This window comes from Streptomyces thermospinosisporus, from assembly GCF_039526425.1.
Taxonomy (GTDB): domain Bacteria; phylum Actinomycetota; class Actinomycetes; order Streptomycetales; family Streptomycetaceae; genus Streptomyces; species Streptomyces thermocarboxydovorans.
This window is the reverse complement of sequence record NZ_BAAAIZ010000098.1, coordinates 7,096-18,706: the sequence shown is the minus strand read 5'-3', so window position 1 is coordinate 18,706 and position 11,611 is coordinate 7,096. Positions and strand designations below refer to the sequence as shown.

Here is an 11,611-nt window from a genome sequence, read left to right as displayed (position 1 = left end):
ACCGCCCTGCGCCGGGCCGCCTCCGGATCGGCGGACCCGGCCGGAGCCCCCGAGGGAGCGGCTGCCGCCCGTGCGCTCTCCGCGCGCCGGCGCCGGCCCGCGATCCACTCCCGCGCCCACTCGGGCGCCTCGCCCCGCGGCACCGCGCCGTCCTCGCCCGCCCAGAGCAGCAGCAGGCCGAGCGCGTGCTTGCACGGGAACTTCCGGCTGGGGCAACTGCACTTGTACGCGGGCCCGGAGGCGTCCGCGAGGTCCACCGCCGTCCGGTACGGCGTTCTGCCGCTGCCCTTGCACAGCCCCCACAGCGTGCCGTCGCCGGAGCTGCCGGCCTCGGTCCACGGCCCGGCCGCGCCCAGTCTGCTTCCCGCCTTGCGTGACGCGGTGTCAGGTGCCAGCGCCAGCACCTGATCCGCGGTCCAGCGGACCCCCTGCGAAGTCATGCTCCCGAAACTAGATCCCGCCACTGACAATCGGCTCGGACGCGGCATTTATGCAGGTCAGAGCGATTGTCAGTGGTGTGGTGCACGGTTGATGGCAGATCCGAACCGGCCGAGCTGGAGGGGGACTCAGCCATGTCCGCGCCCGTAGCACCGACGTCCGTCGACCCGAGCGAGAACGGCTCCGTGTCCGCACCCGCGGGCGCGGCGCAAGCGCTGCGGCCGCACGCCGAGGACGCCTTCGCCGACGAACTGGCCGCGCTGGCCGCGCAGGACGACCGCCCGCGTCCCGCGCGCTGGAAGCTGTCGCCGTGGGCCGTGGCCACCTACCTCCTCGGCGGCACCCTGCCCGACGGCACGGTGATCACACCGAAGTACGTGGGCCCCCGCCGCATCGTCGAGGTCGCCGTCACCACCCTCGCCACCGACCGGGCGCTGCTGCTGCTCGGCGTGCCCGGCACCGCCAAGACCTGGGTCTCCGAGCACCTGGCCGCGGCGGTCAGCGGCGACTCCACCCTGCTGGTGCAGGGCACCGCCGGCACGCCCGAGGAGGCCATCCGCTACGGCTGGAACTACGCCCAGCTGCTCGCCCACGGCCCCAGCCGCGACGCCCTCGTGCCCAGCCCGGTGATGCGGGCCATGGCGCAGGGCATGACGGCCCGCGTCGAGGAGCTGACCCGGATCCCCGCCGATGTGCAGGACACGCTCATCACGATCCTGTCCGAGAAGACACTGCCGATACCGGAGCTGGGCGAGGAGGTCCAGGCGGTCCGCGGCTTCAACCTGATCGCCACGGCCAACGACCGCGACCGCGGCGTCAACGACCTGTCCAGCGCCCTGCGCCGGCGCTTCAACACCGTGGTGCTGCCGCTGCCGGAGACGCCCGAGGCGGAGGTCGCCATCGTCTCGCGCCGGGTGGACCAGATCGGCCGCTCCCTCGACCTGCCGGCGGTGCCCGACGGCATCGACGAGATCCGCCGTGTGGTCACGGTCTTCCGCGAGTTGCGCAACGGGGTCACCGTCGACGGCCGCACCAAGCTGAAGACGCCCAGCGGCACCCTGTCCACGGCCGAGGCGATCTCGGTCGTCACCAACGGCCTCGCGCTGGCCGCCCACTTCGGCGACGGCGTGCTCCGGGCCGGAGACGTCGCGGCGGGCATTCTCGGCGCGGTGGTCCGCGATCCGGCGGCGGACCGGGTGATCTGGCAGGAGTACCTGGAGATGGTCGTCCGCGAACGGGACGGCTGGGCCGACTTCTACCGGGCCTGCCGGGAGGTCAGTGCATGACGGTTCGTGAAGAGCGGCCGAGCGGCGGGCGGTTGACGGCGGAGCCGCTGCTGCTGGGCGTGCGGCACCACGGGCCGGGGTCGGCGCGGGCGGTGGGGGCCGCGCTGGACGAGGCCCGGCCGAGGGCGGTGCTGATCGAGGGACCGCCCGAGGCGGACGCCCTGATCCCGCTGGCCGCGGACGAGGACATGCGACCGCCGGTCGCCCTGCTCGCCCATGCCGTGGACGAGCCCGGCCGTTCGGCGTTCTGGCCGCTGGCGGAGTTCTCCCCGGAGTGGGTCGCGATCCGCTGGGCCCTGGAGCACGAGGTCCCGGCCCGCTTCATCGACCTGCCTGCCGCACACTCGCTGGCCTGGCAGCGGGGGCAGGACGAGACCCACGGGCAGGAGGAGACCGCCGCGCCCGATGCGGACGCCGACCCCGCCGCCGGTGACGGTAACGGGGGCGCCGGGAACAGAGACGGTGAGCATGGCGGATCCGGCCCGGGTGAGGGCGGACGACCGGCCGACGGCGTGCGGATCGATCCGCTCGGGGTGCTCGCCGGGACCGCCGGGTACGACGACGCCGAGCGGTGGTGGGAGGACGTCGTCGAGCACCGGGGCGTGGGGAAGGGGGACGCGCTCGCTCCGTTCACCGCGCTCGAGGAGGCCATGACGGCGCTGCGCGAGGCCCACGGAAGCGGCGGGCACGACTGCGACCTGGTGCGCGAGGCGTACATGAGGCTTCAGTTGCGGGCCGCGCAGCGGGAGTTCGGTGCCGCGGTGGCCGTGGTGTGCGGGGCCTGGCACGTGCCCGCGCTGCGGCGGAGGTCCACCGTCACCGCCGACCGCGCCCTGCTGAAGGGTCTGCCCAAGGTGAAGACGGACATGACCTGGGTGCCTTGGACCAACCGCAGACTGGCCCGCGCAAGCGGCTACGGCGCCGGGATCGACTCGCCGGGCTGGTACGGGCATCTCTTCGCCGCCCGGGACCGGCCGGTGGAGCGGTGGATGACCAAGGTGGCGGGGCTGCTGCGGGCCGAGGACCGGCTGGTCTCCTCCGCGCATGTGATCGAGGCCGTACGGCTGGCGGAGACGCTCGCCGCGCTGCGCGGGCGGCCGCTGCCCGGGCTGAGCGAGACCACCGACGCGATACGGGCGGTGATGTGCGAGGGCTCGGACGTGCCGCTGGCGCTGGTGCACGACCGGCTGGTCGTCGGTGACGAGCTGGGCCGGGTGCCGGCGGCGGCGCCCGCGGTGCCGCTGCAGCGCGACCTCGAGCGGGCCCAGCGCCGGCTGCGGCTGAAACCGGAGGCGCGGGAACGGGAGCTGGAGCTCGACCTGCGCAAGGAGACCGACGCGGGCCGCAGCAGGCTGCTGCACCGGCTGCGGCTGCTGGGCGTCGCCTGGGGAGAGCCCGCGGTCTCGCGCGGAAGCACCGGCACCTTCCGGGAGACCTGGCGGCTGTGCTGGGAGCCGGAGCTGTCGGTGCGGGTCGCCGAGGCCGGCGTCTGGGGCACCACCGTACGGTCCGCCGCGACCGCCAAGGCGGAGTCCGACGCCGTGTCCGCACCGGGCCTCGCCGATGTCACCGGGCTCGCCGAGCGCTGCCTGCTGGCCGAACTGCCGGACGCACTGCCCACGGTGATGCGGATACTCGCCGACCGCGCGGCCCTGGACACGGACGTCGCCCATCTCGCGCAGGCCCTGCCCGCGCTCGTCCGCTCCCTGCGGTACGGGGACGTGCGCGGCACGGACACCGGGGCACTGGCCGGAGTCGCGGCCGGGCTCGCCGAGCGGATCTTCGTCGGCCTGCCCCCGGCCTGCGCGGCGCTGGACGCGGACGCCGCCGACGAGATGCGGCGCCATCTCGACGCGGTGCACGGGGCGGTGGGCCTCCTGGAGGACGCCGCGCCGCCGGGACACGCGGACCTGCGGTCCCGCTGGCGGTCGGTGCTGCGCACCCTGTCCGGCCGGGACACCGTGCCCGGCGTCATCCGCGGACGCGCGGTGCGGCTGCTGCTGGACGACGGGGAGCTGGCACAGGACGAGGCGGCACGGCTGATGGGGCTGGTGCTGTCGCCCGGCACACCCCCGGCGGACGCGGCGGCCTGGATCGAGGGCTTCGTCGGCGGCTCCGGGGGAGGTCTGCTCCTCGTCCACGACGAGCAGTTGCTGGGACTGGTCGACCGCTGGCTCACGGGAGTTCCGGCGGAGGCGTTCACGGACGTGCTGCCGCTGCTGCGCCGGACGTTCTCGGCGTACGAGGCGGGCGTGCGGCGCACCCTCGGCGAACTGGTCCGGCGCGGCCCGGGCAGGCGGGGGAGCCCGTCGGCCGCCGGCGTCCCCGGCTTCGCCGGCGACCTCGACGCGGCGCGGGCGGACGCGGTGCTGCCGGTCGTACGGCTGCTGCTGGGACAGGACGGGGACGAGCCGGCGGGAGACGGACGGGCGGCGGACGCCCGCGCGGCGGCGGTGGCGGGATGACGGGGACGGAACGGACGGCGGCGGTGGCGGGATGACGGGGACGGAACGGACGGCGGCGGTGGCGGGATGACGGGGACGGAACGGACGGGGGAGGCGCAGGCACGGATGGGGACCGAGGTGACGGATCCGGCGCGGGAGCGGCTGCGGCGCTGGCGACTGGTGCTCGGCGGGGACGCGGCGGACGGCACGGGACACGTGCTGTCCGGGCGGGACGCGGCGATGGACGGGGCACTGGCCGCGCTCTACGGCAAGGACGACCGGGCGGCACGGTCGGGGAAGGACCGCTCGGCGGGCCTCGGGGCGTCGGCGCCGTCGGTGGCACGCTGGCTCGGCGACATCCGGACCTACTTCCCCTCCTCCGTCGTGCAGGTGATGCAGCGCGACGCCATCGACCGGCTCGGGCTCGCCACCCTGCTGCTGGAGCCGGAGATGCTGGAGGCGGTCGAGGCCGACGTCCACCTGGTGGGCACCCTGCTGTCGCTCCACAAGGCCATGCCGGAGACGACGAAGGAGACCGCGCGGGCGGTGGTGCGCAAGGTCGTCGAGGAGCTGGAGCAGCGGCTGGCCACCCGCACCCGGGCGACCCTCACCGGCGCCCTGGACCGCAGCGCCCGCGTCAGCCGGCCCCGCCATCACGACATCGACTGGAACCGCACCATCGCCGCCAATCTCAAGCACTACCTGCCCGAGTACGGCACGGTCGTGCCGGAGCGGCTGGTCGGCTACGGCCGGGCCTCCCGCTCGGTGAAGAAGGAGGTGGTGCTCTGCATCGACCAGTCCGGGTCCATGGCGGCATCGGTCGTCCACGCCTCGGTGTTCGGGGCGGTGCTCGCCTCCATGCGGTCGATCAGCACGCGGCTCGTCGTGTTCGACACGGCGGTCGTCGATCTGACCGACCAGCTGGACGACCCGGTGGACGTGCTGTTCGGCACCCAGCTCGGCGGCGGCACGGACATCAACCGGGCCCTGGCGTACTGCCAGTCGCAGATCAGCCGCCCGACCGAGACGGTGGTCGTGTTGATCAGCGACCTCTACGAGGGCGGCATACGGGAGGAGATGCTCAAGCGGGTGGCGGCGATGAAGGCGTCGGGAGTGCAGTTCGTGACGCTGCTCGCGCTGTCCGACGAGGGCGCGCCCGCCTACGACCGCGAGCATGCGGCGGCGCTCGCCGCACTGGGCTCGCCGGCCTTCGCCTGCACGCCGGACCTGTTCCCGGAGGTGATGGCGGCGGCGATCGAGAAGCGGCCGCTGCCGATACCGGACACGGCGTGAACCCGGCACGAACGGAGGCCGGTCAAAGGGGACATGACCGGCCATCGGGAACAGGGGGCTTGCGCGGCCTCCCGACCCCCGTGCGAGGATCGGCGCCGTTCGAACGGAAATCGGACGCGTGAGGTGCCCCTCTTGACCTGGCCGGCAGTGGTGCCCGGGGCCGCGATGCGCGCGATGCGCGTGGCGGCACGGTCGCGTGCGCTGCACTGGGCGTGGCGGGTCGTGCTGCTGGCGGGCACGGTGTTCGTCCTGGGCGTGCTGTGCGGGGAGCGTGCGCGCGCCGCCGAGCCCGCGCCCATGCCGCAGGACTCCCTTGCCGCCGGGGTCGTCTCCGACGCCGGGTCGGTGCTCACCGGGTCGAGTGGCACGGGGGGTGCGCAGACGGACTCCGGCGACGAGAGTCCTGGGCCAGTCCGGGCCGTCGTCGAGCGGACCGTGAGGGCGGTCGAGGAGCCGGTCGAGGAGCCGTTCGCGAAGCCGGTGCGGGATGCCGTCGGCGATGTGGCGAGGAGTGCCGCCGGTGAGGTGAGGACGGCCGTCGGCGGTACGGCGGGGCAGGCGGCTGACCACAGGGTCGGCAAGACCATCGGTGATGTTGCCGGTAAGACCGTCGGCGATGGGGTCGGGAAGACGGCCGGCGATGGGGCCGGGAAGACGGCCGGCGACATGGCCGGGAAGACGGTCGGCGGACTGACGGGGAAGTCCGTGGGTGAGCCGGCCGGTGTGAGCCGGAACGTACCCGCGCTGCCGGAGCTGCCGCGCGTGCAGTTGCCCGAGTTGCCGCGACTTCCTGAGCTGCCCCGCGTTCAGCTGCCGGACGTGCAGCCGCTGCCCGAGCTGCCGAAGCTGCCGGATCTGCCGGATCTCCCGTCGCTTCCGGTGCTGCCCGGCCTGACCGACCCCGAACCGCTGCCCGGGATTCCGGGAGACCTGGAGGCCCCTCAGCGCACCCTGCCCGCACCGCTCGCACCCGAGACCGGACAGACGCCCGCGCCCGAGTCGGGGCGGAGCCCGGAGCCGGGCAGTAGCTCCGCACTTCCGGCCGCCGGCAACGTGTCCAACTCCGGCGACCGGACCGGGAAGCAGGCGGCAGTCACGCCTTCCACCGCAGTGCACGGCCCGAAGCCTGCGCTCACCGACATCACCGCCGGGCTCGACATCAGCCCCGGTTCCGCCCCCGCGCGGGCGGACGGCAGCGAGGCCGTCATGGCGGACGGTGCCGGTGGTGCCGTTCCGGTGCCGTTCCCGGGCGTGCCGGGCGACCGGCCGGACGGATCGCAGGGCGGCCGTTCGGCCGGCGACCACGGCCAGTCGCGCTCCGGCGACCTGCAGGCGGTCGCCGCCCACCCCTACCGGCCGCAGCCCGTCCTCGCGCCCGGTGCCAAGGCGTATGCCGGCGCGTCTGAGACGCGCGACCGTTACGAGGACGTTCCCGTACCGCCCGCGTAGTTCCTGCGGGCGGCAGCTCTCCCGTGCCGGGAATCCGCCGGGGTCCGCCGGCTGTCCCGAGGAGGCCGGGCGGGGTCCTCCGTCGCCTCGCCGAGCCGCGTGGCTTCCTTCTGACCGAGCCGCGTGGCTTCCCTCTGCCTCCGCAACCAGGAGGAGCACCGCAGGGGGCTCGGCTCCCGCCCCGGCCATCCCCCTCCGGCAGCTGTCCGCCACCGACGAACGAGCGGCACGGGGCCGCCCAAGCGCCGGACAACGCACCATGTCCGACCCCTGCACACCGACCCCTGCACACCGACCTGACTCACGGGTAAGAAGATCTTCCACGGGGCATGAAGCCTCGGACGGCCGAAAGCCATCGGCGCGTCCGGTCGTCATCCCCGTGGACCGGGGGCCGGTCCCCATTGGGGTGGGGACCGAGCTCCCGCACCCCGGAGAACCGGGCCTTCGTGCCCGCTCCGGGTGCTCCACGGGCCTCACCGGGTCAACCCCAGCCCGGTGAGGCCCCTAACCTGAACCCCAGCCCGGTGAGGCCCCTAACCTGTTCGTAACCTGAAGGCACGGCGTGTCGGTGATTGCGGCATCATGTGACAGGTATCACCGCTCACGTGTGACCCGCGATTTAGAGGTGCCCGCCGAGCGGGGATAACCTGCGAGACGGACATGCCGCGCGCTCGGACACCGTGTGCGCCTCCCCTGTGACAGAGCGGACGTCACGTTGCCCTTCGCGGCACGCCCACGCATCCAACGAACCGCGAGATCACTGATAGGGACGGAAGCGCGTGGACCTGTTCGAGTACCAGGCGAGGGACCTCTTCGCCAAGCACGATGTACCGGTGCTGGCCGGTGAAGTCATCGACACGCCTGAGGCGGCCCGCGCAGCCACTGAGCGCCTGGGTGGCAAGTCCGTCGTCAAGGCCCAGGTGAAGGTCGGCGGCCGTGGCAAGGCCGGCGGTGTGAAGCTCGCCGCCACCCCCGACGAGGCGGTCGAGCACGCCACCAACATCCTCGGCATGGACATCAAGGGCCACACGGTCCACAAGGTGATGATCGCCGAGACGGCCCCCGAGATCGTCGAGGAGTACTACGTCTCCTTCCTCCTCGACCGTGCGAACCGCACCTTCCTCTCCATCGCCTCCGTCGAGGGCGGCATGGAGATCGAGGAGGTGGCCGCCTCCCGCCCGGAGGCCGTCGCCAAGATCGCGATCGACGCCATCGACGGTGTGGACCGCGCCAAGGCGCAGGAGATCGTCGCCGCGGCGAAGTTCCCGGCCGACGTGGCCGACAAGGTGGCTGACGTCCTCGTCAAGCTGTGGGACGTCTTCATCAAGGAGGACGCCCTCCTCGTCGAGGTCAACCCGCTGGCCAAGGTCGCCTCCGGCGATGTGATCGCCCTGGACGGCAAGGTCTCCCTGGACGACAACGCCGAGTTCCGCCACCCCGAGTTCGAGGAGCTCCGGGACAAGGCGGCGGCCAACCCGCTCGAGGCCGCCGCCAAGGAGAAGAACCTCAACTACGTCAAGCTGGACGGCGAGGTCGGCATCATCGGCAACGGCGCGGGTCTCGTGATGAGCACCCTGGACGTCGTCGCCTACGCCGGTGAGGCCCACAACGGCGTCAAGCCCGCCAACTTCCTCGACATCGGTGGCGGTGCCTCCGCGGAGGTCATGGCGAACGGCCTGGAGATCATCCTGGGCGACCCGGACGTCAAGTCCGTCTTCGTCAACGTCTTCGGCGGCATCACCGCCTGCGACGCCGTCGCCAACGGCATCGTGCAGGCCCTGGACCTCCTCGAGAGCAAGGGCGAAGAGGTCACCAAGCCGCTGGTCGTGCGCCTCGACGGCAACAACGCCGAGCTTGGCCGGAAGATCCTCGACGACCGCAACCACCCGCTGGTTCAGCGCGTGGACACCATGGACGGCGCGGCCGACAAGGCCGCCGAGCTGGCTGCTGCCGCGAAGTAAGGGACGAGGTCACAGAACACCATGGCTATCTTCCTCACCAAGGAATCCAAGGTCATCGTCCAGGGCATGACCGGCTCCGAGGGCCAGAAGCACACCAAGCGCATGCTGGCGTCCGGCACCAACATCGTCGGCGGCGTCAACCCGCGCAAGGCGGGCACCTCGGTCGACTTCGACGGCACCGAGATCCCGGTCTTCGGTTCCGTCAAGGAGGCCATCGAGAAGACCGGTGCCGACGTCACGGTCATCTTCGTCCCGGAGAAGTTCACCAAGGACGCGGTCGTCGAGGCCATCGACGCCGAGATCCCGCTCGCGGTCGTCATCACCGAGGGCATCGCGGTGCACGACACCGCCGCCTTCTGGGCCTACGCCGGCAAGAAGGGCAACAAGACCCGCATCATCGGCCCGAACTGCCCCGGCCTGATCACCCCCGGTCAGTCGAACGCCGGCATCATCCCGGCCGACATCACCAAGCCGGGCCGCATCGGCCTGGTGTCCAAGTCCGGCACGCTGACGTACCAGATGATGTACGAGCTGCGTGACATCGGCTTCTCCACCTGCGTCGGCATCGGCGGTGACCCGATCATCGGCACCACCCACATCGACGCGCTGAAGGCGTTCCAGGACGACCCCGACACCGACCTGATCGTCATGATCGGTGAGATCGGCGGCGACGCCGAGGAGCGGGCCGCGGCCTTCATCAAGGAGAACGTGACCAAGCCGGTCGTCGGCTACGTCGCGGGCTTCACCGCGCCCGAGGGCAAGACCATGGGCCACGCCGGCGCCATCGTCTCCGGCTCCTCCGGCACCGCCCAGGCGAAGAAGGAGGCCCTCGAGGCCGCCGGCGTCAAGGTCGGCAAGACGCCCACCGAGACCGCCAAGCTGGCGCGCGAGATCCTCGCCGGCTGAGCCTGGCCGACCCATCGTCGGACAGACGGCTGGGCCCGCCCCTCCCCGGGGCGGGCCCACCGCTTTTCACGCCATCTGCTCACTCGGGCTTCTGTTTTCTCGGACCCCTTGTCGCAGTACGCCTCTGGGCCCTTGTCGCTGTGTACGCCTCTGGGCCCTTGTCGCCGTACGTCTCTGGCTCACTCGGCTCGCGGCGTCAGCCGCTCCGGCCCGTGCAGCAGCTCCTTGCGCAGCTTGGCGCGGAGCCTGCGCTCCTTCTCCGACAGCGGCCCCGGAGCCACCCGCGGCGGCACCCCCCGGACCGTCTCACCGGGCGGCACCGGCGGCTCGTAGTGCGTCGGGGCGGTGTGCAGGGTGAGGGCCGTGGTGCCGATCAGGGCGACCGTGAACGCGATGGCGGACCGGGTCCAGAACCGGGCGCGGCGCTCGCTGCCCTCGCGCACCTCGTCCGGCTTGGCGGCCCGCAGCCGCTCGGCCGAGGCCACTTCGGCCAGCCGTTCGTGCAGCAGCTCGGGATCGGACAGCTCCGGCAGCCGGGCGGCGACGGCCTCGCGCGCATGCATCAGCCGGTGCGCCGCCGCGGGCGTGCTCGCCTCCGTCTCCGCGGCCGTCTCGGGCAGGTCCAGCCCGACGCCGTCGTACAGCAGCAGGGTGCGCCGCTGGGGCGGCGGCAGGCGCAGCAGGGTGTCCAGCAGAACGCGGTCGGCGTCGTTCGCGGGCGGGGGTTCGGGCTTGTGGTAGCGGGGGCGGAAGCGGTGCCAGGGCGACAGCGCCCACTCGTGCGCCGCCGCCCGCACCCAGCCGGCCGGTTCCGGGTCGCGGGCTACCTCGGGCCAGCGGTCCCAGGCCAGTTGGAAGGCCCGCTCCACCGACTCCCGGGCCAGTTCGCGACGCCCCGTCAGCAGATAGGTCTGCCGGACGAGCGCGGGTGCGCAGAAGGCGTAGAGCGCGTCGAAGGCCTGAGCCGGGGTCAGGTACGGGCGGTCTTCCGCGCCGGGGGGCGTGGGCGGTGCCTGGGCGAACCTGGCGGGCTCGGGGGAGACCGTCCCCTTCCCTGCACCCGCCCCCTCGTCGGCGGGTTCGCCCAGACGCACCGTCACCAGGGCCTTCTCCTCGGCCTTCAGAGACTCCTTCAGGGAATCACCGCCCTGCTCCAGCGAGGCCAGCAGCTTCGCGTACGCCTCCCTCTTCCGGCCGCGTGGCGCCTTGCGGCCGGACTCCCAAGTGCGCACCGTCTCGTCGCGGACGCCCAGCCGTTCGGCGAGCTGAGCCTGTGTCAGCGAGGCCGCCTCGCACAGGCGTCGGCGTTCCTTCGGTTCGGCGAGGGGGGTGTCCGAGCTGCGCTTCACCGGCCTCACCGGGTTCCTCTTCGCGCGAAAAAGTACATAAACGTATATTGAGCGACACTACGGTGCTTCTGCTGTTACGACGGGAAAGCGCGTGTCGTTGGGAGCATGGCGGGCGTGATCCATGCGACCGCTCGCCGCTCGACGCGTACCGCCCTGCGTGCCCGGCCGGCAGGGCCCGGCTCCGACCTGCTCGCCCGGCTGCGCGACCGCCGCCCCGGACTGGCCGCCGGCCTGCTCGGCGGCGCCCTCGCCGCGGTGCTGGGACTGGCCGCCCTCGCGGTGCCGGTGATGCTGCTGTGGATCAGCTCGCCCTATCCCGACAGCGGCCCCGACGGCGCCCTGCACATCGCGGCGGCGTTGTGGCTGCTGGCGCACGGTGCGGACCTCGTCCGCACCGACACCCTCTTCGGCCCGCCCGCCCCCATGGGCGTCCCGCCGCTGCTGCTGCTCGCCCTGCCGCTGTGGCTGCTGCACCGGGCGGGGGT

At 73.0% G+C, this 11,611-nt stretch carries 8 protein-coding genes and 1 pseudogene; 7 read left to right on the top strand and 2 right to left on the bottom strand.

What is annotated here, in order from left to right; translation table 11 throughout:
• A partial coding sequence (locus tag ABD207_RS27140; protein ID WP_344015815.1) for an SWIM zinc finger family protein occupies window positions 1-440 on the bottom strand: 440 nt, incomplete at its 3' end.
• 132 nt (window positions 441-572) lie between these two features.
• On the opposite strand from ABD207_RS27140, the gene ABD207_RS27135 reads away from it, so the two are divergent.
• The 6 genes from ABD207_RS27135 to sucD all read left to right on the top strand — a co-directional run bounded on the left by ABD207_RS27135 (window position 573) and on the right by sucD (window position 9,777).
• On the top strand, window positions 573-1,724 hold the full coding sequence (locus ABD207_RS27135) for an ATP-binding protein (RefSeq protein ID WP_344015814.1): 1,152 nt from the start codon (window positions 573-575) through the stop codon (window positions 1,722-1,724).
• Window positions 1,721-4,189 (top strand): DUF5682 family protein, encoded by a 2,469-nt coding sequence (locus tag ABD207_RS27130; RefSeq protein ID WP_344015812.1) that lies wholly within the window; start codon window positions 1,721-1,723, stop codon window positions 4,187-4,189. Before ABD207_RS27135 ends, ABD207_RS27130 begins: the two co-directional genes overlap by 4 nt.
• A 105-nt stretch (window positions 4,190-4,294) precedes the next feature.
• Window positions 4,295-5,461, top strand: coding sequence for a vWA domain-containing protein (locus ABD207_RS27125; RefSeq protein WP_344015811.1), 1,167 nt, complete (start codon window positions 4,295-4,297; stop codon window positions 5,459-5,461).
• A 132-nt stretch (window positions 5,462-5,593) separates the two neighbouring features.
• Window positions 5,594-6,910: a hypothetical protein gene (locus ABD207_RS27120; RefSeq protein ID WP_344015810.1), complete on the top strand. Its 1,317-nt coding sequence runs from the start codon at window positions 5,594-5,596 to the stop codon at window positions 6,908-6,910.
• A 779-nt stretch (window positions 6,911-7,689) separates the two neighbouring features.
• Window positions 7,690-8,871: an ADP-forming succinate--CoA ligase subunit beta gene (sucC, locus tag ABD207_RS27115; protein WP_344015809.1), complete on the top strand. Its 1,182-nt coding sequence runs from the start codon at window positions 7,690-7,692 to the stop codon at window positions 8,869-8,871.
• Between the two features lie 21 nt (window positions 8,872-8,892).
• The gene (gene sucD, locus ABD207_RS27110; protein WP_167993691.1) at window positions 8,893-9,777 is read left to right on the top strand and encodes a succinate--CoA ligase subunit alpha; all 885 of its coding nucleotides are present in this window, start codon (window positions 8,893-8,895) and stop codon (window positions 9,775-9,777) included.
• A 179-nt stretch (window positions 9,778-9,956) separates the two neighbouring features.
• Here sucD and ABD207_RS27105 read toward each other — a convergent pair whose 3' ends face one another.
• Window positions 9,957-11,126, bottom strand: a complete 1,170-nt coding sequence (locus tag ABD207_RS27105; RefSeq protein WP_344015808.1) for a sigma factor-like helix-turn-helix DNA-binding protein — start codon at window positions 11,124-11,126, stop codon at window positions 9,957-9,959.
• 105 nt (window positions 11,127-11,231) lie between these two features.
• Between ABD207_RS27105 and ABD207_RS27100 the strand changes: the two are divergent.
• Window positions 11,232-11,611, top strand: a pseudogene (locus ABD207_RS27100) (cell division protein PerM); the annotation flags it as partial.

What these genes read in the sequence shown, in the direction of transcription:
- ABD207_RS27135 (WP_344015814.1), top strand. Translation starts at nt 573, where the DNA reads ATGTCCGCGCCCGTAGCACCGACGTCCGTCGACCCGAGCGAGAACGGC.
- ABD207_RS27130 (WP_344015812.1), top strand. Translation starts at nt 1,721, where the DNA reads ATGACGGTTCGTGAAGAGCGGCCGAGCGGCGGGCGGTTGACGGCGGAG.
- ABD207_RS27125 (WP_344015811.1), top strand. Translation starts at nt 4,295, where the DNA reads ATGGGGACCGAGGTGACGGATCCGGCGCGGGAGCGGCTGCGGCGCTGG.
- sucD (WP_167993691.1), top strand. Translation starts at nt 8,893, where the DNA reads ATGGCTATCTTCCTCACCAAGGAATCCAAGGTCATCGTCCAGGGCATG.